Source organism: Microcystis viridis FACHB-1342, assembly GCF_014698335.1.
Taxonomy (GTDB): domain Bacteria; phylum Cyanobacteriota; class Cyanobacteriia; order Cyanobacteriales; family Microcystaceae; genus Microcystis; species Microcystis ichthyoblabe_A.
In genome coordinates, this window is the sequence record NZ_JACJSV010000070.1 from 1 (window position 1) to 26,426 (window position 26,426).

Below are 26,426 nucleotides of genomic sequence, written 5' to 3' on the forward strand. Positions count from 1 at the left end.
GTCAGTCCAACCACCTTCCTGTTGATTGACGTCTGCTAAAAGTAGTATTCTGGCATGGTTCATTTTGTAAGCTGCTATTTTTCCTTTCTTGGTTAGCTGCTAGAGTTCAGTTCTTTCGGAGTCTGTTAGATCTACAATATATTTTTTCTTCGGAATTTTTTTGTCTGAAGTTGGATAACTTCTTCCAGATTAGCTCTTTTTTTATCCCTCAAAACAAAATTGATGCTCTACTATTTCTTCCTAGCATTTCCGCGGCTTCTGTCACCGTTTTTGCCTTTTTTGTCTTTAACAAGTACAATACTTGTATTCTTTCTTTTCCTGAACCAGTTTTTTCTTTTCTAAGCAGTTCCTTGAGTTCTGCTTCACTTTCAGATATTTCTATCTTATAAACTCCTGCCATATTTTTCCTTTAACTCTACTAATATGATATTCTAGCCTATCTGTAGTCACATTTTGGAGAATTGGTATTACTTTAAAAGCGACAAATTTATTCAAGAAGGAGTCAAGATTCTCACCCCTAAAAAGCAAGTTGTTTTACGAGAAACGGTATTTTCTCAAGCAGATACTCTCCCGGATCTCTGGTCTCATCAATTCATAAAAGTAAAAGCTTTGAGAAGAGTTTTTGAAAGTTTTCCTGATCGACCATTTGTTGCTAAGGAAATGGATAGTTTCAGAATTACAAAGTTAGTGGGAGAAAGACAATTAATTGTGGACAAGAATATAGCCGTGTATGGGGAAAGCACCAGTCGCGGTGAAATCACAGAAAATTGCGCCGCTAGTTTTAAACGCTGGGGAATGGAGTTACCGACAAATATGAACATCTCTAAGAAATATCATGTAGTAGGAGAACTTACCTATCAATGGCTAGGATTAAAAATAACCCCTCCTCCCAGAGTCAAACAGTTTTTAACCGATGTTACTCGCTGGTATTGGCGCAATGTGTGAGGGCTTGAAACCTCATCTCATACTAAATCCGTTGAGTATAGGCTACATATCAGGAAAGGCAAGAGGCAAGAGGCAAAAGGGGGAATAAATAATCAGTTTTTAATAACCAGATTTAGTATCATCTAGAAGCAGACCCGTTCTTTTTTTTTGATTGTTCAGCCAAGTTCCACAGAGACGAAATTTCGCCTCTGTTAGCCGGACTGATAGCCGATTGAATCGCTAATAATTTTCTCGAGGATTTGTGGTCGGAGGATTTTCTTGGTAGGAAAAGCTGCTACCAAACTCGAATTCCTGTCCGTAGGCTTCCTCTCCGTGTTGAGGCACATCCAAACCTTCTGCTTCCGTATTCGGTTTAACCCGCAAATCCATGAATAAACTGAGAACTTTCAGGATGACAAAAGTACCCACGGCAGCAAAGATATAAGTAGCGGCAACGCCAACAAATTGCGTCCAAACTAAGCCGGGGTTGCCAAATAGTAAACCGTCATTACCGAAGGAATTAACCGATTTAGTCGCAAAAACCCCCGTAAGGATTGCCCCTATTGTCCCACCCACACCATGGACGGGATAGGTATCCAAAGAGTCATCAAAGCGCAATTTTGCTCGGAGACTAACCGCAAAAAAACAACTAAGGGCAGTGATCGAACCAATGAGAATCGCCCCAATCGGCAGCACATAGCCGGCAGCGGGAGTTATACCCACTAATCCCCCCAAAAATCCACTAGCAATACCGATCGCCGTCGGTTTACCGCGTAAAATCCATTCTATAAACATCCATGTCAAACCACCAGCCGAAGCGGCGATACTGGTATTAACAAAAGCTGTGGTGGCTAGGGAACTAGAGGAAAGTGCGCTACCCCCATTAAAACCAAACCAACCAAACCAGAGTAAACCGATACCGAGGAGAACAAACGGCACATTATGGGGTGCATAGGTTTGAGTGCCAAAACTACGCCGCGGACCGATTACCCAAGCGGCCACCAGTGCGGAAATCCCGGAACTAACGTGAACAACGGTTCCACCGGCGAAATCCAGCGCCCCAGTGGCTGCTAACCAACCCTTACCCCAAACCCAGTGAGCTAGGGGAGAATAGATCAAGGTGGACCAAAGCAGTAAAAACCAAAAATAGGCTTTAAAGTTAACCCGTTCTACGATCGCCCCCGAAATTAAAGCCGGGGTGATGATGGCGAACATCATCTGATAGACCATAAACACTTGATGGGGAACGGTGGGTGCATAACCGATATTGTCAGGTGCGGCGGCGGTGACTCCGTTGAGAAAAATCCAATCCAGACCACCGATAAAAGCTTCAATCCCTTCACCAAAACCACTTTTACCCGGGGTGACATCAAAAGCGAGACTATAACCCCAAAGCACCCAAGTTACACCAATTACGCCCATGGCTACCAAACTCATCATCATGGTGTTGAGGACGTTACGCGAACGTACTAAACCCCCATAAAAAAAAGCCAGTCCGGGGGTCATTAATAAAACTAAAGCTGAGGAGATCAGCATCCAAGCTGTATCTCCAGCACTAATCGGATTGGGGGGAGCGGCGGCGACGGTTTCCGCAAAAACCGGGGCAACTCCGAAATTGAATCCCAGTCCCAGCAAAAGCATGGTTATTCCTACGATCTTTTTCATTGACGGTTGGTGCCTAGTAGCAAGATTAATTTTTTCTGTCCGGAAAGAGACAAAAACCGAAAGAGAAAAGGTTTAGAAGGCAATTATAGCCACCGATCGCATCGGGGCGAGGCCTTCTTCCTTTTCTCTTTAACTTTGTCGGGGATCTAATTAATCTATCTTTACAAGGTTCACCCTAACGACTGCTGGGCGTTTCCATGTCAACACTGGAAGCATAATAGCCACCAGTAACGATATCGGACTCCTTGACGAAACCGCTATAGGCTTCCATTCCGTGTTCACCCACATCCAAACCTTCCATTTCTTCTTCGGGAGTAACACGAATACCGAGGGTAGCCTTAAGGATTGTCCAAACAATACCACTGACAATCACGGTAAATGCCCCTACTGCCACAATTCCGATAATTTGGTTAATAAACAGTTGGAATTGACCGGTGATTAAACCCGCATCTTTGTTGAAGATACCGACGGCTAAAGTTCCAAACACACCACAGACGAGGTGAACGGAAGTTGCACCCACGGGGTCATCAATTTTCAGGTTATCGAAGAAAGACACCGAGTAAACCACGACTACACCGGCAATTAAACCGATGATTGCCGCCGACCAATAGGAAACACCATCACAACCGGCAGTAATGGCTACTAAACCGGCCAGAATACCGTTAATAATCATCGAAAGGTCAGGTTTACCATCTTTCGCCCAAGCGGTAAAGGTAGCGGCAATGCCACCCGCGGCCCCGGCGAGGTTAGTGGTGACAGCGATATAGGGTACAGTTTCATTAACTGCCAAAGTAGAGCCGGGGTTAAAACCGAACCAGCCAATCCAGAGAATTAAACAACCCAAGGTCGCGATACTCATGTTATGGCCGGGTAAGGCACTGGTGCGACCGTTGATGTATTTACCCATTCTCGGGCCGAGAATTGCCGCCCCGGTTAAAGCAGACCAACCACCCACCGAGTGGACCACCGTCGAACCAGCGAAGTCTTTAAAACCAAGGTCAGCTAACCAACCGCCACCCCAAACCCAGTGACCGGTGATCGGGTACATGATACCGACGATAATTAAGCTAAAAACGAGGAAATCGACGAATTTAATCCGTTCTGCCACCGCCCCAGATACAATGGTTGCCGCCGTTCCCGCGAAAGCTACTTGGAACAGGAAGAACACTGAGGTGGGCAAGGAGGCAGGCATAACGTAGGTGGCGGGATCGCTACTGCTAAGGAACCAGCCTCCTGTACCGAAAAATTCGTTACTGACAGACCCAAACATCAGGGAGAAACCGATCGCCCAAAATGATATGGTGGAGAGGGCGAAAACGATCAGGTTTTTGGCCAGAACGTTAACGGCGTTTTTCTGACGACAGAATCCCGTTTCTAGCATCGCAAAACCCGCATTCATAAAGATCACGAGGATGGCGGCAATTAAAACCCAGATTGTATTGAGGGCGTTTTGGACATCTTCGGGGGTTAAGGGTTTCGCATCTTGGGCCTGTACGGCCGTGTTCCAAACCACAAAAATAATCGCAGACAAGGGAACACAGGCTAACCAGACAGGGTTAATTTTCGGTAATAAACCGACAAGTTCCCCAGATTTTCGAGCAATTCGTTTCATCGTTAATTCGTTTACTTTGTTGAGTTAGTAGGTCGATTCATTACTTTTGAAAATAATTACCGAGCAATTATGTCCGTTCAACCGCTAAATCCTAGGAACAGAGGTCAATCATTTCAGAAGACCAAACGCCTAGGGATTTATCTTGATGTGTGAGTAGTCAATGTTTTTCGATCTTTGTTTTTTTTTATTTGAGATTTCTGTATCCTCTGATACGTTTCACTTTAAAATAATAATAGTAGAGAAGTGATCAGCTTTTTAGCTATCGGTCGTCAGTATTCAGTATTCAGGCTTCGACGGTGAGACTTCGGCGTGAGCTTTTGTCGAATGCTCAGTGGTTCGACAAGCTTACTAACACGAACACTCAGGCTTCGGCCGTGAGATCAGCCGAACGGAGTCAGTAAGAATTGCGGCAATTCACATTTCTTAAGATAGACAACAGAATTTATGTCCGACTACTTAGCGGAAAAAATCGATCTTGATGGGGTAGCAGCAAAATTACTAACTAGGGCTGGCTGAATAAATCTAAAACCCCTGTTGGGTAAGACTTTTAGACTTTTTGGAAATCAAAAAGTACCGGATATGGGAGTGATCGGGGGTAAAATTCAGGTACTTTTTCTCTGAAAATTAGGTAGTTGACCCTGGCGGTTCGACGGATTCGACAAGCTCACACCGAAGTCTCACCGTCGAAGCCCATACCCTGTCCCCACGAAAAACTTTTTCAGCCAACCCTAAATATAGCGGTTCTCGTACCTGTACGGCACACTTAAACCTTTGCTAATTAAGCTTTTCAAGATCGAGAATGTACCTTTTGTGAATGGGAAACGCTATAATCAGTTTTCAATAAGCGGATTTAGTATTAAAACAGGCAGTCCACAATCAAATCCATGAATGGTAGGGGTGGTGCGTTCCCAAATATTGGTTAACCTTGAAATTGTCATGTTTTCAGGGAACGCACCCTACAAAGCTATGGATTGAAATGGGAAGGACAGCCCTATAATATTTCTCTGTACTTTGTTAAATAAAACCTCCAGCTTTTAAAGTTACGTTGTGCTTATCTCAATCAGGCAATTGCCACAGCATTTGTACTTATTGCCTAAATGGGATGCTCCCTCTATTATAGTTATCCAAATTTATAATTTAGGCTAATCGCTATGGAGCCATTTACCCTTGCAGGAATAGTTGCTCTTGTCTTAGTTGGTATTTTCAATAAAACAGGGGAAGTTATTGTCGAGGAAAGTGTTGAGCAAATCAAAAAACAATTGGCTCAAAAGTCACCTGACACGCTTAAACAATTAGAAGCGTCTTCGGAAGATAATACAGACGCTCTGGCACAGCCGATACAAATGATGGCGACATTAATTGAAAAAGATGGAGTATTTAAGCAATTAGCAGAAACCGTAGCCAAGCAAAACCTCGACAAGCAAGCTCAAGCAATTAAAATCATTAAGAATCTTGGATTTATTGCAGAAGCAGGTTCTAATGTAACGGTTACTCAGAATTTTTATTGACTGAAGCCGCCTGTTACGGAGCAGGTCAAACAAAACCGTGATGAAATTAATAAAATACCTCCTCAATTTCAGACTTTGATTGCCGATAAAACTGAGGATTTTGTTGGTCGTGAATATGTATTTAATGAAATTAATTCATTTATTACGAGTAATTCTAAGGGTTATTTTACGGTTATTGGTGATCCTGGACAGGGTAAAAGTGCAATCTTGGCTAAGTATGTTCAGAATACTAGCTGTATTGCTTATTTTAATAGTGTCCTAGAAGGTCTGAATCGTACTGAACAGTTTCTTGAAAGTATTTGTAATCAGTTAATTGAGCGTTATCAGTTGGACTATCACTCATTACCAACTAATGCGACACAGGATGGAAAATTTCTAGAACGATTGTTAAATGAGTCTGTTCAAAAAGAAAGTGAAAATCCGATTATTATTGTTGTTGATGCTTTAGATGAGGTAGATCAATCTAGTTATCGAGGTGTTTCAAATATCCTTTTTTTGCCGTCTCATTTACCGAATGGAGTTTATTTTATTCTAACTTTACGGAGAGGTGTTGATGTTCCGATGACAGTTTATACTCCTTCTCAGTCGTTAAATTTACTTGATGATAAATATCAAGCTGATAGTGAACGAGATGTTAGAACTTATATTCAAAATCGAGTTAAAAAAAGCGAAAAATTACGTCTTCAAATACTAGAAAGAAAGGAAACAGTTGCAGATTTTACTAATAAAATTAGTAATAAAAGTGAAAATAATTTTATGTATCTCCGCTACGTTCTCTCAGATATAGAAAAAGGGGAATATAAGGATTTAACACTAGAACAATTTCCAAAAGGCCTACAAAGTTATTATATGTTTCACTGGCGACGAATGGGAATGACAGATGATCCTTTACCTGTTGAAAAGATTAGGATTGTAATTGTTTTAGCCGCAGTTAAACAAGCTGTTTCTCAGCGTAAAGTTTGTGATTATTCTAGGGAAAGTCCTTTAACGGTTCAGGACATTTTATTAAAATGGAGACAATTCTTACATGAAATCATGAAAGATAATGAAAAGCGTTACGGCATCTATCACTCAAGTTACCAAGATTTTTTACATGGACTTACAGAGAATGATTATCCAGTAACATTTCAGGAAATTCATAGGAATATTTCTCAAGTTGATTCTAACCTTTGGAAAAAGAGAAAGGAGATGAAAAAACGCCACCATGAATGAGTTTGAAGATTTCTTGCCAGAAGATTTAGATACGATGTTGGATTTGCCTTTTCATTTGACAAAAGGAGAGGCGGTAGAGGATTTGTATGAAATTTTGACGGATTTCATGTTTCTTGACTACAAGTTATCCCGAAAAAAAGAGGTTCAATCGTTAATTGAAGATTATCGTTTGGCGTTGGACTCTCAGCTTGTTTTCTCCAATGAAGACAGACGAGTTTTAGAGTTAATTTTTAGAGCAGTTGAGCAGTCGGCAAATGTTTTACAACAGGATAAATATCAATTGCCAGGGCAGTTGTTAGGTAAATTGATGAAGATTGATGAACCGAAGCTAAAGCCTTTTTTAGAGCAGGTTAAAGATTGGCGGGAATATGCTTGGTTAAAACCAATAAAAGTTGAAATGGTTTCACCTCAAGATTCTTTAGTGAGGACTATCGCAGGGGGTAATATTTTTCATGCAATGGCAATTAGTGATGATGGTAAATTTGCTGTAACGGTACGCAATGGTTTAGTCGAACAGTGGAATCTAAAAACAGGAGTCTTAATTAAAGATTTTACTATCAGAGAAACTTATCGAGTTATTGCCTCTAATTTTTATAACTTTGACTCAGTTGAAGATGAGGAAGATGGAAAAAATAAAAAGCAACAAATTATAAATAATATTATTGTTGAAAAAGAGATAATAGAAAGAACTCAGTTTAACTTAATAACAATTAGTCCTGATGGAAATTGGGTCGGAACTGTTTCATCTAGAAAGTCACAACCTATTGGGGCAGGCATAGCGATTTCCGTATTTGAGCTATGGAATTTAGACGAAAATAGTTCGGTGCTTTGCTTTCCGTTAGCTAGATCTACTGCTTATAATGGCTACAGAGATGATGATGAATGTGATTGTCTTGCGCTAAGTTTAAACGCAAAATATCTTACTTTTAGCCGTAATGAAAATTTTGGAGGTTGGTTTAGTTTATATGTAGTTGATTTAGAAAAATATTTTTTACAAATATTAGATTTTAGAAGTATTAATATTAAATCATGTGTTCCTGGTTATCATGAGAAAATCGATCCAAATAATCGAACTTCAAGTTATCTTAATCACTTAAGCTGGATTTGGATTGATATTGACAATGAAAAAGAAATTGATACGCTGGCTATTGAAGATAATAATCGTTGTTTAATTGTTAGACAGGGTGAATATATCAAGATATGGGATTTAGTGAAAGGTCGTCTTCAATTAATTATTCGTGTAAATAATATTCCTTCAATTAAGCGTTTTAAATTACACTCATCAAAATCCTTACTTTTTTTAATAACCAGTATGGGCGTTTATAAAGTCAACCTAAAAAATTATTTAATGAAAGACTATGATATTTTAGATAAAAAATGGGTGAGAGTGATTAATTTTCTTAAAAAAACTATTACATATTTTAGCTTTCCAAAAATAGAAGATGAGGATGAAAAAATAGATAAAATAAATAAATTTTTTTCTGACATATTTGATGAGTTTCCTTCACTACATTTTAAATACTCTTATCTTGAAAAAAACTCTGAAGATGATCTTATCAAACTAAATTGTAGCTTTAAATATTATAGTTATAATAATTTATTCCAGCGATTAGTTTACTTATTAGTCAATAAAAAAATAACCAATTTGCGAAAACTTAGAACTCTTCCTATCACAAAGATTAACATTAATATACCCAGTTATATTGTTCCAGATGATATAACTCCAGACTTTCAATGGTTTATTCTAAAAGGTAATAATGGAGGTATTGAACTATGGCATCTGTAGGATTTGATTTTAATTATAAAATTGCCATTACTCTTGATGGGGCATGGGTTCTTTTTCGTCAAGACCCTAATCTTTTAATTGTTGCAGATTCGGTAACAGGTCAACAATTTAATACCTTAAAATTAAGTCCTTTTAAATATCGAAGAAAAAATATTGCTATTAGTGCTGTTGCCAAAAGTGTTAATCAACTTTGGTTAATTTTTGTTTATGAAGACAATACTTTTGATGAATGGTTTTTAGCGCAAATTTTCGCAGAAAATACAGAAAAACAACCCAATCCTCCTTTTATTTATAGATCCGTCAGCCAAAATGGTCAATGGGCTTTAAGGGAAACAAAAAGAAGATGTTTTCAATTGCACGATTTAAAAGCTAACGAAATCACTTCACTTGGTTATAGTTTATTGCCAAAAATTGAAGAAAATGATCAATATTTTTGGAAAAAAATAATTTTATCAAATGATGCAAGATTTCTAGTTACATCTAAATTTAAAAATGATTCCTATGAGGATGCGGATTTGTCTCATGGTTTGCGTTTAATTAATTTACAAACTCAAGATGCAACTCCGCTTTTGTTAAATTATCAAAGTGAAATTGAAAATATTAATACCTTCTCAATTTCAGAAGATAGTCAAACTCTATTAGTCGGTATTAAGCAGGGTAATATTGCTTCTTATAGACTACGAGACAGTCAGAAATTTGGCGAGTTTCATATACTTCAATCTACTATTACTTTTATTTTCCAAAAATTTATAGAAGGCAATTTAATAACTATTGCTGGTTCTTATAATGGCGAAGTTTTAGCTCTTGCCAAATATCCAATCTATTTCAAATTAGAAAATTTGGCAACCTTAGCTTTTTTAACACCAGATAATAAGCATTTGATTATTGGGGAACTGCTGGGTGATAGCTTAACTAAAGAACAGTATAATTTATTTGAAATTATTGAATCTCAAGATAATCTTGAGCAAAATCAAGTTACTTTACCGTCCAAAGAAATAGCTGAAAGTGAGAAAGAAAAAGCAAAAGATTATTATGTATTAACAGCTAATGTAGGAACTGAACATGAAGGAATCCACACCTTACGCCAAGATGGTAAACCGACAATTTTGCTATTTGAGTCTTTTGAGAATGCAAGCTTTTTTAATCAACACTGCTTGCAAGAGCAAGGCTTGTTTAATTTAACTGCTGAAAAAAATACTAAAATAGTAATTGAAAACTTTTGTAAGTCTTCTAGCTACTCATGGGAAATTATTCCTGAAGGTAAAAATATTTTAATTGAAAAAGAGTTACATTACTGGGGAATTGCTAGACAACCGTTGAAGCCGATGGGGATAATGTATGGGCCAGGTTGGACTGTTCAAAGATTCTACATAGATGAACAATTGTTTTTTGAAAGAGACACCTATCTTGAAGAATCCTCTTGGACAAGTCTCTTCCCAATGACTTTTGCACCTAGTGAAGAAATCTGGAAAACTGACTTAAAAGGTTATACATTATTTATTCCACCTAGTAAGCATATTTGCTACAAAATAAAATTAACTGTCAGTCCGCTTATTGTCAAAGATGATGACTGGAGAAGCTATATTCATTACAATGTTGCCTTTGAGGATGTCCCAAGTAAAGGCAAAAAAGATTTTGTGTATCGTCATAAAACTGATCAAGAATTTGAATCTCAACTATTAGCATTTTTAGACTTTCAAGAAAAATTATTTGGCCAAAATAACGAGCAACTTATCGAGACTCTTGACAAACTGATTGAAGTCTATGAAGCTCAAGGAAAAGATGATAAAAAAGTTGAAGAAATCATACAAAGAAAACTTGAACTTGATAAATTATATGAACCTCAACAGATTATCTTATCGTCCGAGGGTTCAACAACTAACACATTTAGATATTTTAGGATCTATAGAATTTCTTTAAACTTTCTGATTTTACTATTAAATATAGATTATCTTGCTGCAATCCTACTTTTAGAGGAAAAATCTTACACGATAGCAGTTAGCCAACGTTCTTATATTGATTTACGTTTAAGTCCAGATAAAATAGTAAATCCTCAATTGCTAAATAATAATATAAATAAAATTTCAGACTTCAATAAATTAAATGCAATTCAGCAAATCAATGATATTTTGGCTCAAATTATTACAAATGTTCAGTTGACGATAGAACCAGACATAAATACGTTTCAATTACTCAAAAAAACATGGAATGATATTAAGCTTTTATTTCATAACTTTGATTTTCAAGAAGATAGCCAATACTTAATCCATAAAATTAAAACAAGTCAACTTTCTAGACAACTTAAAAAATTTCTCAAAAATCCCAATAATATTTCTCATCCAGCAATTCTCGTTACATTTATAATTCCTGTCATCTTATTGTTTATTATCGGTCAAGATAACAACTTTTCTTTCACGTTTACAGAAATAATACTCACCCAAAATCCTCTTTTATTATTGAGAGAATTAATTTCATTTTTTTGCTTTAGCTTTTTTACTATCGTAGTTTTAGGCAGTTTAGCCATCACGCCAATCTTGATAATATCTAAACTCTTTAACATTGATATAATCACTTCTTACTTTACAAATAAATTATCAGAACGTGAGCAAAAATGGTTGATTTTCCCAACAATAACCTTTATCCCTCTTTATTTCCTGACATTTTTAATAATTACAATTAGTGCGATTTTTGTAGGAATATCCCTAACAAAAGAGATTGCAATTGATTGGACAATGAAATTAGCAACTCAACCCTATTGGTTAATTATTATCTCGATTGGTTTCTTAACTTGGCTTGGCGATTTAGGAGAATGGATACTTAGAAAACAACGATACAGACTCAGCAATACTGCTGCTGCGATTGTCGGTGCGATTTTTATCAATTTATTAGGAAATTACTTAAATCAAATTTTTGGGAAACACTTTGATCCTAATTCCCTATTATTTAATTCTAGTCTTGCTGCCCTTGGGGGATACGGGGGAACAACTCAGGATAGAAAAAATAAAAATTTTATTGGTGCATTAGGAGCCGCATTAGCCAGTGTCTATTTTATTAATAAATATCCTCTTCAAGTATTTTCCTTGATTACTCCCAGTATAGAAGCCCTATCTGAAAAAATTCTTTATCTTATCGGGCTATTAATTGGTATTTTGTCAGGAGGATTTATAGGCGGATTTGTCGGCTTATTGATCGGATTTTTTCTCGCAACTTTATTCGCTTTTGCTACGTTCTACTTCTCTTTTGGGGTGTATCACTTAGCCCAGCAAGTAATGAACGATTTTCAAGAAAGAGGCTATAGTAAAACCTTTACTAGCATTATTTTGATGATCATTACCTTATTCGGTAGTGCATTTGGCTTAATACTTAGTCTTATTTTTTAAAGAATCCGCTAAGACGGATTTTAACCGCCTATACTTTAGCCTCCGGCATTCCAACACACCCAAAAAATAGGGTTTTAAAAAAACCAGAATTCAAAATAGGAAATAGCGTTGGTCTATGGGTAAAACCGTAGCGGGTTCACAGATTAATAATTCCCCGTAAGCACGCACTTCGTAGGTTTCGGGATTAACTTCCATGTGCGATAAAGCGTCATTAAGCTTCATACTAGCCTTACTGATATTGCGCGTATTCGACACGGCCACGGCGGTTTTTTTTCAGCTTTAACTTCTCAGGAATGCCCGCTTTTACAGCATATTTAGAAACAAATGTCAACGAAGTTTTGGTGATCGCAATTCCAAAAGAGGCAAACATGGCACGCATATTTTTAGCTATCAGCCATCAGCCGTCAGCTTTTTTCTCCCCGCTCCCCCACCTGCCAATTCATAATTCATAATTTATAGTTTATAATTCCCACTGATCACTGATCAAGTCTCCCCTCCTTTGGAGAAATCAACCATGGCCCGGGCAACGGAATTCGATCGCACAATGATGCAAAGATGTCTAACCCTTGCTAGGCAAGCCTTGGGGCGGACTTCTCCTAATCCCTTAGTCGGTTCTGTGATCGTTCAAGAGGGTACAATTATCGGCGAAGGTTTTCACCCAGAGGCCGGACAACCCCATGCAGAAGTTTTCGCCCTGAGACAGGCAGCAGAAAAAGCCCGTGGTGCCACTTTATACGTCAATCTTGAACCCTGTAACCACTATGGACGTACTCCCCCCTGTAGCGAGGCAATTGTGCAAGCAGGCATTAAAAAAGTGGTGGTAGGGATGATCGATCCTAATCCCCTGGTGGCGGGGAAAGGCATTCAAAGACTAGCATCGGCAGGCATCGAGACGCTGGTGGGAGTGGAGGAGTCCGAATGTCGTCAACTCAATCAGGGTTTTATCCATCGCATCACCGCTAAAAAACCCTTCGGTATTCTCAAATATGCCATGACTCTCGATGGCAAAATTGCCGCTACTACCGGTCATAGCACTTGGATTACTAGCCCCGCTTCTCGCCAAATAGTCCATCAATTGCGATCGGCCTGTGATGCGATTATCGTCGGCGGTAGCACTGTCCGTCAAGATAATCCCCACCTCACCACTCACGGCCTCTCTGATCATAATCCCCTGCGCGTGGTCATGACTCGATCGCTCGATTTACCACCCTCCGCTCATCTTTGGGACACCAGTCAATTTCCCACCCTTGTCTATACACAAATTGATTCTAATGTCAAGCTTCAGCAACAATTATTAATAAAAGGCGTGGAAGTGATCGAACTAACCGAGGTGACACCCACTTTAGTGATGGAAAATCTCTATCAGAGGGGATTTTGTCAGGTTTTGTGGGAGTGCGGTGGTGGTTTAAGTGCAGCCGCGATCGCTGAGGGCATGGTACAAAAAATTATCGCTTTTATTGCGCCCAAAATCATCGGGGGAATTAATGCACCTACTGCCGTGGGTGATTTAGGTTTCCAGCTAATGAGCCAAGCTTTACAGTTAGAAAATGTCACGGTTAATTATCTCAATCCCGATATTTTGATTGAGGGATATCTGCAAAGTGAAAAGTAGAGCTACTGCAATTCTGGCTCAATCGGCAAATCTCAACCAACCGCTTGCAAAAGTCAAAAAGTCATCAATAACCGCGATTTTTGCGTTCGAGTTCTAGAAATCGCCCCGCTGCCGTTAAATCCCTTTATCGGTACGGTTATCACCCTAGAGGAAGTTGGGCAATCGCTCTGTGATCAATGGTGCCATTATCGAGCAAAATAAAAAAGTTAGAATAGTCAAACCCTTAGTGATTGAACGTATGACGGTACTCGAAAAAGGTAATATCACGATTCATACCGAGAATATCTTCCCTATTATCAAAAAATCCCTCTACACTGACCATGAAATTTTTCTGCGGGAATTGATATCTAATAGTGTTGATGCCATCTCGAAATTAAAAATGGCTTCCTTAGCAGGAGAAGCGAGAGGAGAAGTCCCCGAACCAGAAATTAATCTCGCCATCGATAAAGAAAATCGTACCCTATCAATTACCGATAATGGGATCGGGATGACGGCGGAAGAAATCAAGAAATATATTAACCAAGTTGCCTTTTCCAGTGCGGAAGAATTTATCAATAAATACCAAAAATCAGCCAACGATTTAATCGGTCATTTTGGCCTAGGTTTTTACTCGGCTTTTATGGTGGCTAAAAAGGTAGAAATTGATACTCTTTCCTATCAGGAAGGTGCTACCCCTGTCCATTGGTGCTGTGATGGTTCTCCAGAGTTTGAATTAACCGATTCTTCCCGCAGCCAAATCGGCACCACTATCACCCTAACTTTAATGGATGAGGAAGGGGAATATTTAGAACCTGCCCGCATTCGCCAGTTAGTCAAAACCTACTCAGATTTTATGCCCGTTCCCATTAAAATTGATGGGGAAGTGATTAATCAACAACGGGCTTTATGGAAAGAATCTCCTCAAAATCTGACGAAAGAAGACTACCTAGAATTCTATCGTTATCTCTATCCTTTCCAAGAAGAACCTTTACTCTGGGTACATCTGAATACCGATTATCCTTTCTTGCTCAATGGCATTCTTTATTTTCCCAAACTCAGACCGGATGTGGATGTCTCAAAAGGACAATTAAAGTTATTCTGTAACCAGGTTTTTGTCAGCGATCATTGTGAGGAAATTATTCCCGATTTCCTGATCCCCTTGCGAGGAGTTATCGATAGTCCAGATATTCCTTTAAATGTGTCTCGAAGTGCTTTAACCAAAGATCGCACCGTTCGCCGTATTGCCGATTTTATTGCCAAAAAAATTGCTGATCGCCTCAAATCTCTCTACAACGAAGACGCAAAAGAATATATTCGTTGTTGGGAAGATGTGGGAACTTTTATTAAATTTGGTTCCTTAAAAGAGGATAAATTTAAACAGCAGGTAGAAGATATTTTAATCTATCGCACTACCTACAAAACCCCAGAAACTGCGGTACAAGTGGAAGTACAAACCGCCGAAGGTGACGCATGGCAAGAAGCAACGGCGAAAACTCCCCTAGAAGCGATCGAACAGGAAGGTTATACTACTCTCAAAGCCTACCTGGAACGCCATAAAGAACGCCACGAAAATCGAGTTTTTTACTGTACCGATCCTCGGAGCCAATCCACCTACGTTGAACTCTACAAAAATCAAGGGTTAGAGATCCTCTTCTTTGATTCTTTCATCGATACTAATTACTTTATTCCTTTCCTAGAAAGAGAATACTCCGATGTGAAATTCACCCGGGTTGATTCTGAATTAGACTCGACGCTGCTCGAACAGGATCAAGCTAGTGAAATTATCGATCCCGGTAGTAATAAAACCAGGGCTGAATTGATCAAAGAAATCTTCGCCAAAGCTCTCGATAATTCCCGCATCAATATCAAAACTGAAGCCTTGAAATCCGATGATCCCCAAGGTACTCCCCCGGCAATTGTCTTACTTCCAGAAGCGATGCGACGCTTACAGGAAATGACGGCAATGATGCAACAAAAAGCCATGGCTTTCCCCGAAGAACATATTCTGATGATTAATACTAATCATCCCCTCATTCAACAAATTATCCAGATTAGTCAGGGAAGTATTGTTACTGGTAGTGGCGAATCTCCATCGGCGCAATTAGCGAAAATGCTCTGTCAGCACGTTTATGATTTGGCTTTAATCGCTCAAAAAGGATTTGATGCCGAGGGAATGCAAGCTTTTGTGGAACGTTCCAATCGCGTTCTGACTAAGCTAACCGAAAAGATTTAATCTATTGCCAAACTTTGGCTGTTTCGATATGCTGAGAGTGTGTTAATTCACACTCTATTTTTTTAACCCGATCAATATGATCTAACGATAAGCTATCTTGCCGCCGTCAGCCTTGAATCAGTTATCAGTTATCAGTTATCAGTTATCAGATGTAAGTTTTCAGTTCACTTATACTGTTTACTGTTTACTGTTTACTGTTTACTGATAAGTAGGGAGGCACAATTATTTGTAGGATGGGTTAGCGGTAGCGTAACATGAGCGGGCGTTGGGTTTCATGCTTCAACCCAACCTACGTTCTGTTTACTGATAACTGTTTACTGTTTACTGATAACTGAAAAATGCGCTTACCCACCCTCAAATATGAGCGAGGAACCTTAATTCTCCATCCACCACCAAAAGGGAAAAAATGGCTAGATTTTGCCACTTGGGATGATCGTATTGAAAGATTTCGCATTTTGGCCATTCATTATCGTCCTCTCGTGGAAACCCTACAGGAGGAGGGCATTAACTTCCAAGATGAAGCAAAAGCTTTCAACAATTTAGAATTAATTGCCAGTTTTGAACGGGAACCCTACCCCCACCAAACGGAAGCGTTAATCGCTTGGAAAAAATCCCAGAGAAGGGGTGTTATCGTCCTTCCCACCGCTGCCGGTAAAACCTATCTTGCCCAATTAGCTCTACAATCGACTCCCCGCAGTACCTTAATTATCGTGCCAACTATTGATTTAATGCACCAGTGGTATGCCCAGATGTTGGCGGCTTTTCCCGATGCCGAGGTGGGATTATTAGGGGGAGGTTCTAAGGATAATAGTGCTATTTTAATCGCCACCTATCAAAGTGCGGCAATTTATTCAGAAACTCTTGGCAATCGTTACGCTTTTTTGATTTTTGATGAATGTCATCATTTACCATCGGATTTCTTTCGGAAAATAGCGGAAGATTCGATCGCACCCTATCGTTTAGGCTTAACAGCAACACCGGATCGGGGTGATGGTAGTCATCAGGATTTAGATTATCTTATTGGTGCAATTGTTTATCAAAAAAGTCCCCAAGACTTGTCAGGAAAAGCCCTAGCTGATCATGAAATAATTCAAATTAAAGTGAAACTATCTGCCAAAGAACAGGAAAAATATCAAGAAGCAATTAAAATTCGCAATGATTTTTTAAGAAGAAATAATCTCAGTTTGTCTGGTTTAGATGGTTGGCAAAATTTTGTCATGATTAGTGCCAGAAGTAGCGAAGGGCGCCGCGCCATGTTAGCGCACCGGGAGTCGAAGGAAATATCCTCCGGAACCCAGGGAAAATTGCGGGTTTTAGCCGAGTTAATCTGTGAACACTATCCGGAGCCAATTTTAATTTTTACCAACGATAATGCCACAGTTTACGGCATTTCCGAGAGCTTTTTAATACCTGCCATAACCCATCAAACTCCTGTGAAAGAACGCCATGAAATCCTGACCCGTTTTCGTCAGGGAGAATACAAAATTCTGGTGACTTCCCATGTTCTTAATGAAGGGGTTGATGTGCCGGAAGCACGCATCGCGATTATTTTATCGGGAACCGGTTCCACTAGGGAATATATTCAGCGTTTAGGACGGGTTTTAAGAAAAGGCCAACAAGAGGATAAACGGGCGATTTTGTATGAAGTGATAGCCGAAAATACGACAGAGGAAAAAACCTCCCAACGACGACGGGGAGAGCAGAAAAATAAAACTAGCTATAAAACCGGTAATCGACAATTGGAATTATTGCCTTCTCCTCCGAAAAAATCTTTTTCTTTCCCGAAAGCTGCCGAATCTTCTACTCCTTGGGTAAGTTCTCCAGAGTCAGAGGAAGAATAGAAAATTTCTCTGGGGGATTTTCATCTATAATAAAGGTAAGTAGGTAGGTGTTAAAAGTTGTCAGATACCCCCCTTATCAAGGGGGGCAGGGGGGATGCCCCCGCCTATCGGCACCCCCCTTATCAAGGGGGGCAGGGGGGATCAGAGGCAAAATCTATCTTCAATTTAATTATAACTACTTACTTAAAAAATCTAGATTGATACCCCTATGACCGAACTTGCTCAACAAAAATGTCAACCTTATCAATCGGGTTCTTCTCCTATCACTGCCGAGGAAATTACCGCTTTACAGGCTAAAATTCCCGATTGGAATCTCTTAGAATACGAGGGTATTCCCCGTCTGCAAAAACTCTATAAATTTGCCAATTTTCAAGGGGCAATTGCCTTTACTAATGCCGTGGGAGAAGCGGCGGAAAAAGAAGGCCATCACCCAGCTTTATTGACAGAATGGGGTAAAGTTACCGTTTCTTGGTGGACCCATGACGTGGGGGGATTACATCAAAATGATTTCATCATGGCTGCCCGTACCGATGATATTTATCGCCAACAAAATGCTTAATCGTAGGCGCGAATCATCGCTTGGGTTCCCTGTTTAATTCCCTTGCCTTCGTCCAATTCCGCTACTACTTTAAATAAAGCTTCCGCTAAATCTGTCCCGGGCAGAATTTCCCCGGCTGTCTGGGCAGTTTCTTTGACTAATCGCAAATCTTTTAAAATATGTTCAATCATAAAAGCTGGCTGTAAATCTTGGGCGAGGATTTTTGGTCCCAAATTTTCTAAAGCCCAAGAACCCGCCGCCCCCGTTTTACAGACTTCTATGACTAAATTGGGGTCTAATCCTTGAATTTTTGCCATTTTTAGAGCCTCACACAGCGCCACCATGTGAACCGCCCCCAAGACTTGATTACAGAGTTTTACCGCTTGTCCGTTGCCGATTTCGCCACACCAGCGAATAGTTTTGCCCATGGCTTGAAAACAGGGCAGACAAGTCTGAAAATCCGCTTCTTTCCCTCCCACCATAATAGTTAAAGTGCCGTTTTTCGCCCCAATATCGCCCCCAGAGACGGGAGCATCGAGAAAACGGAGATTATTTTCCTCTAGCTTTTTACCAATCATCCTAGCGGCTTGAGAGCCAATGGTACTCATATCCACCACCAGAGTTCCCACCGCTGCCGATTCCATGACACCCCCCGGTCCTAAAATTACCGCTTCCACGTCAGGCACATCCCCGACGCAGGTAAAGACAATCTCGGCATCCCTGACGGCGGCGGCAATATTAGAACAAATGTTCGCATCTGCTGCCCTGGCAATGATTATCCCCGGCGCTTCTGGGCTGCGATTCCAAGCATTAACAGCAAAACCTCGACCGACAAGATTAGTCGTCATCGGCGCTCCCATCACTCCTAATCCTAAAAAGGCAATTTTTTGACTCATAATTTTGGTAATCAAGGGAAAGGGGAAGTGGGGAAGTGGGGAAGTGGGGAAGTGGGGAAGTGGGGAAGTGGGGAAGTGGGGAAGCTGTCTCATCACCCTATCACCCCAAAACCCTATCACCCTATCTCCTGACAACCGACGGCTAAAATAATTCTACCATTTGCAGAAATTGGGCTTCTGAAAGGGTTTTAATGCCTAATTTTTGAGCCTTTTTGAGTTTCTCACCGGGAGCTTTACCGAGGAGAATATAATCAGTGTTCGCACTGGGGGAACCGGTAACAGTACCACCGACATTAATAATCAATGATTTCGCTTTCTCGCGACTGATTTTGCTGAAGGTTCCTAGTATAACTACGCTTTTTCCCCTTAGGGTATTTTCGGCAGATTCTTGACTCGTCTGGACTATCTTTGCTGCGGGTTGCACTTCTAAACTTGTATCGGCAACCGTGATTTTTTCTGCTGTCACCACAGGAGTCGCCTTGGCAATCACCGGAGAGGTTTCCGGTTCTTCTACTACCGGAGTTTCCTTGGCAATCACCGGGGGGGTTTCTGGTTCTGCTACTACTGGAGTTTCACTAATAATTGCTTCTGGTTCATTAGTAATAATGGGAGCAGTTTGTCGAGAGAAATAGTCTCTTTCTTGCTGTAGGTTTTGAATTTTAACCTCTAAAGCGGCGATTTCTGCTTGCTTAGTTGCTAACTCGCCCTCAAACTTAATTTTTTCCTTTTCTAAAGCTTTAGCTGCCGTTTTTTTGACTTCTAAATCTTGAGTTAGTTGGCGATTTTGTTGGCTTAATTCCTCGATATGACGGGAAGTTGTGGTTTCTAATTGGTCTTTTTCGGCACTTAACTGGTGTAGTTGAATCTCTAAATTAGAAATGTTTTCCCGATAGGTTTCTAGCTGTTGGGGTAACTGGGTTAATTTCTCTAATTGCCCTTCTAAATTAGCAATTTTTGCCTGAGAATCAGCCAATTGTGGCGGTAACTGGGTTAATTCCTGTAATTGCCCTTCTAAATCAGCAATTTTTGCCTGAGAATCAGCCAATTGTGGCGGTAACTGGGTTAATTCCTGTAATTCACCTTTTAAATCAGCAATTTTTTCGGCAGCAGTGGTTAATTCTGCCGATAATTCCCCTTTCTGGACTTCTAAAGCTTGTAACTCCAGTTTAGCCGATTCGAGACGAGCGCCGAGACTGTCCTTTTCGGCGGTTATGGCTGTCACTTGAGCGACGGTTTCTTGGAGTTTTATAGTTAAATTGTCGCATTCTTGGCCTAAAGAGAGCGATCGAGTTTGACTTGCGGCTAAATCTTCGCTGAGAGACTTTTTTTCCCGCTCTAACCCGCTAATTTGACCCTGTAAGCTGGCTATTTCCTGCTGTCCTTGCTCATACTGTTCTGTTTGGTCAGCCAGATTCTGTTCTAGGGTTTGAATTTGACCTTGCAAGTTGGGAATTTGGGCGGCTAAATCGCTTAATTCTTGGTTTTTATGGTCTAAATCGGCCACTTTCGCCCTTAATTCCTCAGCTTTTTCTAGCTCTTGCTGTAAGAGAGTTTTATCCTGTTCTAGGGTCTGAATTTGACTATAGAGAGAGGTGGTCTGTTTTTTGGTCAAATCAAATTGACGGTTAATTTCGCCTTTTTGCTGCTCTAAAGTTTGAATTTGTGCTTCTAGGCTAGTAATTTGGGCTTTTTCTGCCTCTAACTGCTCCATCAAACCAGCTTTCTCCGCTTCTATGTCCTTAGCGGTGGTTTTCAGTTGTTCGATTTCACCCTCACCTATCTGGACAGCTTGCTGGAGGGACTGGAGAGAATTTTCTAAATCCGTAGCTTTGTGCTGTAATTGGGCGGAATGTTGTTCTATGTGAATGATTTTGGCGTGCAGCTGCTGATTTTCGTCTTTTAAATCTGATTGCGCCACGTCTAAACCCTTGACTTGAACCAACAAATCTGAGTTACTTTGCTGTAATTGCGCTTGTGCGGCTAAAAGGGCGGTATTTTTGCTGACGAGACCAGAGCGCGACCAGAGGAATAGTCCTCCGAAAACAGCACTTAAACCTAATCCTTCATAAATTAATTCGTTGAGCATATCTACCCTCCTAGACAAGCGAAAAACAGTCACCTAACCGAACTGATGCGGCAATTTTGGTTATAGACCTACATCTCTACTTATATCAGTTACGGGGTGCATTCGGGGGAAGGGCGGGGAAAAAGTCACTTCTTTCCTCCCGTTGTAAAAAGGTGATTTAGCTATTCGCGTTATGCTAATTTGTACCTGATCCCATTCTTGGGTGATTTCCAGGTTGATTTCTTCCTGATGATTAAAATAGTAGCCCATGGCCGCAGGAGCTATGGTTGATAATTATCCATTGTCAATTGCCTATTATCCATTGACCGCGATCGCCTTTTGACCTTTGACCCCTTCCCCTTGAACTGCGATCGCTGATTAGTTGATAGTCAATAATTGATTGAAAAAACACGGATGAGAAGCTAGGGACATTTTTTCTGGGCCAAGTCGCTAGAATGGGACTAGACTCCTCAAGCTTGAAGAATCTTCCTATGTCAGACGCTGTAACGATCGCCGATATTTACAAGTTATTTGAAAGAACTGAGGCCCAATTTGCCGAGTTTCAAAAGGAAGCTGATCGCCGCAGTGCCGAAGCCGATCGCCGCAGTGCCGAAGCCGATCGCCGCAGAGAGGAAGCTAATCGCACGATGGAAGAATTAAAAAAACAGGTACAAGAAACGACCAAAGCGGTCAATAGCTTAACAACTCCTTTGTGTCTTTTTATAGAAGAAATGGTAGAGCCTGCGGTCGTGGGTTTATTTCAGAAATGGGGCATTGATGTCACCCAAACGATGAGTCGCTTGAAAAGTAAGCGTCCTGGGGCGGCAATGGAGATTGATATTGTGGCGGTGAATGGGAGCGAGTTGGTGGCTGTGGAATGTAAATCTCGACTGTCGAGGGATGATGTAGATGATTTTGTCAGCCGATTACAGCGATTTAAGGTTGCTTTCCCCCAATTTCGAGAGTTTCGGGTTTATGGGGCAGTGGCAGGCATTGAAATTGATCAGGGGATAGATGTCTATGCCTATCGGCGCGGTTTGTTTGTGATTAAGCAATCGGGGGAAACGGTTAAAATTATCAATGATGCTCAGTTTCAACCTTTGGGTTTTGCTGAAGGTGTTTAATCTCTTTTTTAAGAAGGCGTAATTTTGCGATCGCCTTTTTAGTTAATAATGAATAGTTGATAATGTAAACTGTCAGGAGTCATTTTGTAAACCATTATGGAAATAAAAAACATTAAACAAAAAGCCAGAAATTTAATCGATAAATTGCCAGAAATTTTACAGGGGATGATACACAGGTAAATTAAATGTAATTGATTATGTTTAATTAGTAGTAATAGAATTGGTGCGTTACGGCGGATTGTTAGTTTTATTTTATTATCCAAATTAGTAGCCGCAAACACGCACCCTACACTCTACAGCAGCTTAACAGGAGTCGCACTCATGGTTCTGGTATTTGTAAATCTCGACAAATTTTTCGCGTCAAGAATTCATTGATTTCACGATGGCGCGGAATGGCTGAAGATTTCTGATTGACACGATTTACATAAATCGTATGATTGCCGCCCTCTCTTAAGAATTCACAGCCATAAGTTTCTAAATGACGAATTAAGTTTATGCGTTTCATGCAGCCCAGAAAGTAACAGACTCTCGAATCACTTCTTGTCCTTGCAGTTGCTCTTCAGCTAATATACGATTAGCTTCTAAAACTAGCTCAATTGCTTCTTCTAAATTGCTTCTAGTTTCTTCTAGAGTCTCTCCTTGAGTATTAGCTCCTGGCAATTCTTCGACAAAACCAATATAGCCTTCGGGAACTTTCTGGAATATTTTTGTTAGTTTTAGTTGCATGATTTACCTCAGAATTTTAAATTATATCACCCACCATCATTAAAGTTAGCGGTGCGTTACGGCTGCTGAAGTGAAGCTAACGATATAATCGGATACAGCCCAAGCTGCATAATTAAGAGCCTGACGAATATCTTCCTCCTCCAACTCTGGATAAGCCTCTAAGATTTCCTGAATAGATAACTGACTAGCCAACAGTTTCAAAACAAATCCTACAGTGATACGCATTCCTCGAATCATTGGCTGTCCAAGACATATTTGTGGATTAACAGTAATACGGTCTAGCTCTCTAATCACCGTGGAACTCCTGAGATAAACTCCTCCTGTATTGTTACATACAGCAATGAATGTTGAGCAAGTTTCTGCGCTGCTGCGTGTGAATTAAGCGGCGACGAGAGTAAATATACAGCATTTATCCACCAACTAACACCAATCACGGGTTGAGGTTTCGTTGAGGACATCGAGAGGGAAAAGCCTTTTTGGATATTCTGAGCGTTAGCGGTGGTTTTAGAATACACCATCTCTAGGAGCCTATCTTGCTATAATGTAAACTGTCAGGAGTCATTTTGGAAACCATCATGGAAATAAAAAACATTAAACAAAAAGCCAGAAATTTAATCGATAAATTGCCGGATAATTCTACATGGGATGATTTGATGTATGAGATTTATGTGAGACAGGCAATTGAAGCAGGATTAGCCGATAGTGAGGCGGAAAAGGTTATTTCTGTGGCAGAAGTACGCACTAAGTTCAAGCTAGAGTCATGAAAGTTTTCTGGACAGAAACCGCCGTTAATCATTTATCAGCCATCTACAACTACATATCACAAAACTCCCCTCAATATGCTCAAAGACTGGTGGAAAGATTGACCAGACGCTCAGAACAGATTGCTAATTTTCCCTTTTCGGGTCGTCTTGTTCCGGAGTTTGAAACTGAGCAGATCCGAGAAGTTATCGAGGGTTCTTATCGCATAATTTATTATATCAAGCCTGAGCAAATCGATGTTATTGCGGTACTTCATGCTGCCCGAAACATTGAAAATCCACAAGATTAACGATAATCCAAGACCATTGGGGGGGTAAATTAATGGCAGCAGTGAAGATTACCAAAAAAGGGAAGAAAGCTCCAACGGGTTAGCTATCCCTCTGGGAGGAGTGGGAGGCCAATAGTCCAGAAATTATTGAGGTGGCTCATCAGTTCATCTTGACTAATTGTCACAACCCGCAGCGGGCGATATTTCTCGATTGATCTTAAATCTTTGGTTGAGACTGCAAGAAAGCACGGTGCAGGGGAGAAAGTTGAAAACCCATCTCCCCTGGCCTCGTATTATTATCCGAGAAGTATTGAGTTCCAGGGCATTGATCGGCTTAACTATACCAAGGGCATCTAACGGTGATGAGTGATCGGCACAAAGATGGCAGCTCGAAGACACTACAATTGACAAACCTGTAAATCCATGTTACAATTGATAATTGATAATTGATAATTGATAGATAAAACTATCATTAGCATGATTGTTCTTAATTAACCATAATACTTTTATTTTCATCAGCCTCGATATTTCAGTTTGAGTGTGATGGTAATCTTGAGTAAATTGACTAAATTTCAAGGAGCAACTAAATGCCTGAGAGTTTACAAGGTGAGAAATGTGACGATACTGCAACTAAGGCTAATCAATTTTTAAATACTAGAAACGACCTTATAAGTTATCAAACAAAAAGATTAGACAATCTTTCTGATTTTGAACAACTTGAGCAAGCCTTAATGAATTTTACAAGCAATAAGAAAGATACGGTAAAATATATTCTAAAAAAAGTTTGTGAAGAAGCTAAGTGTCAAGTTGCAGCGATTTTTTTAATCTCTAAGGATGATGTACTAGAGCGTTTTGCCATTCAAGGCAAAGACGTTAATGGTGAGCCAATAGATGATACATGGCTACAAGAAGAGAGGTATGCGAAAGGGGAGAGTTTCACTGGCAGCGCTGCTAATCCATCTGATGGATCATATGGGAAGGTTACTGGAGAGCTTTTCCAGTATGAAAATTTGAAGTATAGGCAGGAATATTCTGATAAGCTAGGCAAATTAATCTCTGCCATTGCCTTACCTTTGAATGGACGAAACAAAACCTATGGAGTATTGAGAATTATAAACAAAGTTGATGATCAGGGCAATATTGACGATCTGGCAAGCTTTGATCCCTGTACAGTAGCTTTCTTAGCAGGAGTCGCCTCTGCTAAACTATCTAATATTCACAGGGATTCTGAGATTAATATACTCAATTACTTGACATACCTTGCAGATATTATCCCAGTTGATTCCTTTGACAAGTATCAAGAAAGGATGTATGACGAAATTTTCAAATACTTAGTCGGCAACGAGACTCCATATAAAGTTGCCATTCTTTACAGAAAAAACTTGTCTTCTGAAGTAGTGGAAGTTTTACGATTTTCTGAAGTATCTGGAGTAAGTAATTCATGTCGAGTTTATCTTGAAGAGGTTGGAAAGGAGTTTGCAGAAAAAATCTCTTCAAATACTTGTCAATTTATTGAAGGAGTACATGAGGAGAAAAACAATAATCGGTTTATTCAAACTGATTTAAAACATTTTGAAGATTCAAAACTTGAAGCCTTTGGCGTTTTCCCACTTTTCTTTGAGGGAAAATTCATCGGAGCTATTGCTCTATTTTTTGGATATAAGTTCAAGCTATTCGATAATAATCTTAGCTTTTTACAAAGTTTTTCTTCTTTACTTGCCATATTAGTTAACAAACAAACTCGGGCAGAGAGACTAAGGGAGTTTGAAAGTCTTGCTGAAGATTGGATTAATGAAACAAGTCATTTATCCTCAACCCATGAGGCGATTATACATCCTAACTATCAGAGAATTATTGGAATGGGGCAAGATGTTATACCATTTTTGCTCAAAAATCTTAAAGAGCCAAAAAGCCTTCCTAGCCGTTGGTTTTGGGCATTAAAAGCTATTTCTGGTGAAGATCCGGTTCCTAAAGACAGCCGGGGCAAGTCTAAGGAGATGATCGATGCTTGGTTGCACTGGGGTATCCGAAAGGGATATATGGCCAATTCAAGTCTGAATTGCATCACTGTCTGATCTACCTTTATAGAATACCTCATTCGGGGTACGATAGTCAAGACATTTTCGAGGACGATTGTTAATCAAGTTTACGGCTCTTTCCACCTCCTCTGGCTTAACGATTTTAAAATTCGTTCCCTTGGGGAAAAATTGTCTTAACAGTCCATTGGTATGCTCGTTTAATCCCCTCTCCCACGAATGATAAGGAGTAGCAAAATAAAAATCTGCTCCTAGTTTC

The 26,426-nt window shown here is 40.0% G+C and carries 22 protein-coding genes and 2 pseudogenes; 13 read left to right on the forward strand and 11 right to left on the reverse strand.

From position 1 onward, the window contains the following. Together H6G40_RS18720 and H6G40_RS18725 are read right to left on the reverse strand one after the other, a co-directional pair. Nucleotides 1–156 (reverse strand): annotated as a pseudogene (locus H6G40_RS18720) (IS630 family transposase); the annotation flags it as partial. Nucleotides 157–208: 52 nt separating this feature from the next. Continuing rightward, a complete protein-coding gene (locus tag H6G40_RS18725; protein ID WP_002732835.1) occupies nucleotides 209–400 on the reverse strand; it encodes a hypothetical protein in 192 nt (63 codons plus the stop codon). 53 nt (nucleotides 401–453) lie between these two features. Between H6G40_RS18725 and H6G40_RS18730 the strand changes: the two genes are divergently transcribed. Continuing rightward, on the forward strand, nucleotides 454–945 hold the full coding sequence (locus tag H6G40_RS18730) for a hypothetical protein (RefSeq protein ID WP_242028803.1): 492 nt from the start codon (nucleotides 454–456) through the stop codon (nucleotides 943–945). Nucleotides 946–1,164: 219 nt separating this feature from the next. Here the strand turns inward: H6G40_RS18730 and H6G40_RS18735 are convergent, their stop codons facing one another. Beyond that, a complete protein-coding gene (locus tag H6G40_RS18735; RefSeq protein ID WP_190538139.1) occupies nucleotides 1,165–2,589 on the reverse strand; it encodes an ammonium transporter in 1,425 nt (474 codons plus the stop codon). A 175-nt stretch (nucleotides 2,590–2,764) separates the two neighbouring features. After that, nucleotides 2,765–4,201 carry an ammonium transporter gene (locus tag H6G40_RS18740; protein ID WP_069474725.1) on the reverse strand — a complete coding sequence of 479 codons (1,437 nt, stop codon included), beginning with the start codon at nucleotides 4,199–4,201 and terminating at the stop codon, nucleotides 2,765–2,767. A 1,151-nt stretch (nucleotides 4,202–5,352) separates the two neighbouring features. On the opposite strand from H6G40_RS18740, the gene H6G40_RS18745 reads away from it, so the two are divergent. The 4 genes from H6G40_RS18745 (at nucleotide 5,353) to H6G40_RS18760 (ending at nucleotide 12,087) form a co-directional block, all read left to right on the forward strand. Continuing rightward, the gene (locus H6G40_RS18745; protein WP_002733541.1) at nucleotides 5,353–5,709 is read left to right on the forward strand and encodes a hypothetical protein; all 357 of its coding nucleotides are present in this window, start codon (nucleotides 5,353–5,355) and stop codon (nucleotides 5,707–5,709) included. Nucleotides 5,710–5,784: 75 nt separating this feature from the next. Then, on the forward strand, nucleotides 5,785–6,921 hold the full coding sequence (locus tag H6G40_RS18750) for a P-loop domain-containing protein (RefSeq protein WP_002733963.1): 1,137 nt from the start codon (nucleotides 5,785–5,787) through the stop codon (nucleotides 6,919–6,921). Continuing rightward, complete coding sequence (locus H6G40_RS18755; protein WP_190538140.1) at nucleotides 6,914–8,707, forward strand: hypothetical protein; 1,794 nt, start codon at nucleotides 6,914–6,916, stop codon at nucleotides 8,705–8,707. The genes H6G40_RS18750 and H6G40_RS18755 overlap by 8 nt, the downstream gene beginning before the upstream one ends. After that, nucleotides 8,695–12,087: a DUF3110 domain-containing protein gene (locus tag H6G40_RS18760; protein ID WP_002732893.1), complete on the forward strand. Its 3,393-nt coding sequence runs from the start codon at nucleotides 8,695–8,697 to the stop codon at nucleotides 12,085–12,087. The genes H6G40_RS18755 and H6G40_RS18760 overlap by 13 nt, the downstream gene beginning before the upstream one ends. Nucleotides 12,088–12,177: 90 nt before the next feature. Here H6G40_RS18760 and ureC read toward each other — a convergent pair. Continuing rightward, a pseudogene (ureC, locus tag H6G40_RS18765) lies at nucleotides 12,178–12,466 on the reverse strand (urease subunit alpha); the annotation flags it as partial. Between the two features lie 135 nt (nucleotides 12,467–12,601). On the opposite strand from ureC, the gene ribD reads away from it, so the two are divergent. The 4 genes from ribD (at nucleotide 12,602) to H6G40_RS18785 (ending at nucleotide 18,311) form a co-directional block, all read left to right on the forward strand. Next, entirely contained in the window at nucleotides 12,602–13,699 is a 1,098-nt protein-coding gene (gene ribD / locus H6G40_RS18770) for a bifunctional diaminohydroxyphosphoribosylaminopyrimidine deaminase/5-amino-6-(5-phosphoribosylamino)uracil reductase RibD (RefSeq protein ID WP_002732700.1), read from the forward strand. 238 nt (nucleotides 13,700–13,937) lie between these two features. Beyond that, entirely contained in the window at nucleotides 13,938–15,911 is a 1,974-nt protein-coding gene (gene htpG / locus H6G40_RS18775; RefSeq protein ID WP_069474728.1) for a molecular chaperone HtpG, read from the forward strand. A gap of 338 nt (nucleotides 15,912–16,249) precedes the next feature. Beyond that, entirely contained in the window at nucleotides 16,250–17,752 is a 1,503-nt protein-coding gene (locus H6G40_RS18780; protein WP_069474722.1) for a DEAD/DEAH box helicase, read from the forward strand. A gap of 208 nt (nucleotides 17,753–17,960) precedes the next feature. Beyond that, entirely contained in the window at nucleotides 17,961–18,311 is a 351-nt protein-coding gene (locus H6G40_RS18785) for a 4a-hydroxytetrahydrobiopterin dehydratase (protein WP_002744294.1), read from the forward strand. Here H6G40_RS18785 and H6G40_RS18790 read toward each other — a convergent pair. Next, complete coding sequence (locus H6G40_RS18790; RefSeq protein ID WP_069474721.1) at nucleotides 18,308–19,186, reverse strand: NAD(P)-dependent oxidoreductase; 879 nt, start codon at nucleotides 19,184–19,186, stop codon at nucleotides 18,308–18,310. The two genes, H6G40_RS18785 and H6G40_RS18790, sit on opposite strands and share 4 nt — an antisense overlap. 142 nt (nucleotides 19,187–19,328) lie before the next feature. Beyond that, nucleotides 19,329–21,272, reverse strand: a complete 1,944-nt coding sequence (locus H6G40_RS18795; RefSeq protein ID WP_190538141.1) for a BRCT domain-containing protein — start codon at nucleotides 21,270–21,272, stop codon at nucleotides 19,329–19,331. Between the two features lie 470 nt (nucleotides 21,273–21,742). On the opposite strand from H6G40_RS18795, the gene H6G40_RS18800 reads away from it, so the two are divergent. Then, nucleotides 21,743–22,375, forward strand: coding sequence for a DUF3782 domain-containing protein (locus tag H6G40_RS18800; protein ID WP_069474718.1), 633 nt, complete (start codon nucleotides 21,743–21,745; stop codon nucleotides 22,373–22,375). 319 nt (nucleotides 22,376–22,694) lie between these two features. On the opposite strand, the gene H6G40_RS18805 is transcribed toward H6G40_RS18800, so the two are convergent. From H6G40_RS18805 to H6G40_RS18815, 3 genes are read right to left on the reverse strand one after another with little or no spacing between them, the layout of a single operon-like run. Next, a complete protein-coding gene (locus H6G40_RS18805; RefSeq protein ID WP_069474716.1) occupies nucleotides 22,695–22,880 on the reverse strand; it encodes a type II toxin-antitoxin system HicA family toxin in 186 nt (61 codons plus the stop codon). Next, nucleotides 22,877–23,101: a type II toxin-antitoxin system HicB family antitoxin gene (locus H6G40_RS18810; RefSeq protein ID WP_002734968.1), complete on the reverse strand. Its 225-nt coding sequence runs from the start codon at nucleotides 23,099–23,101 to the stop codon at nucleotides 22,877–22,879. Before H6G40_RS18810 ends, H6G40_RS18805 begins: the two co-directional genes overlap by 4 nt. A gap of 45 nt (nucleotides 23,102–23,146) precedes the next feature. Beyond that, nucleotides 23,147–23,395 (reverse strand): DUF433 domain-containing protein, encoded by a 249-nt coding sequence (locus H6G40_RS18815; protein WP_052276594.1) that lies wholly within the window; start codon nucleotides 23,393–23,395, stop codon nucleotides 23,147–23,149. Between the two features lie 281 nt (nucleotides 23,396–23,676). On the opposite strand from H6G40_RS18815, the gene H6G40_RS18820 reads away from it, so the two are divergent. From H6G40_RS18820 to H6G40_RS18830, 3 genes are all read left to right on the forward strand, one after another. After that, a complete protein-coding gene (locus H6G40_RS18820) occupies nucleotides 23,677–23,865 on the forward strand; it encodes a hypothetical protein (RefSeq protein ID WP_069474714.1) in 189 nt (62 codons plus the stop codon). Continuing rightward, nucleotides 23,862–24,152: a type II toxin-antitoxin system RelE/ParE family toxin gene (locus tag H6G40_RS18825; RefSeq protein ID WP_002734305.1), complete on the forward strand. Its 291-nt coding sequence runs from the start codon at nucleotides 23,862–23,864 to the stop codon at nucleotides 24,150–24,152. Before H6G40_RS18820 ends, H6G40_RS18825 begins: the two co-directional genes overlap by 4 nt. 566 nt (nucleotides 24,153–24,718) lie before the next feature. Further along, the gene (locus H6G40_RS18830; protein WP_081330862.1) at nucleotides 24,719–26,206 is read left to right on the forward strand and encodes a hypothetical protein; all 1,488 of its coding nucleotides are present in this window, start codon (nucleotides 24,719–24,721) and stop codon (nucleotides 26,204–26,206) included. On the opposite strand, the gene H6G40_RS18835 is transcribed toward H6G40_RS18830, so the two are convergent. Next, nucleotides 26,180–26,426: IS30 family transposase (locus H6G40_RS18835; RefSeq protein WP_190537171.1), on the reverse strand; the 247-nt coding region annotated here is incomplete at its 5' end. The two genes, H6G40_RS18830 and H6G40_RS18835, sit on opposite strands and share 27 nt — an antisense overlap.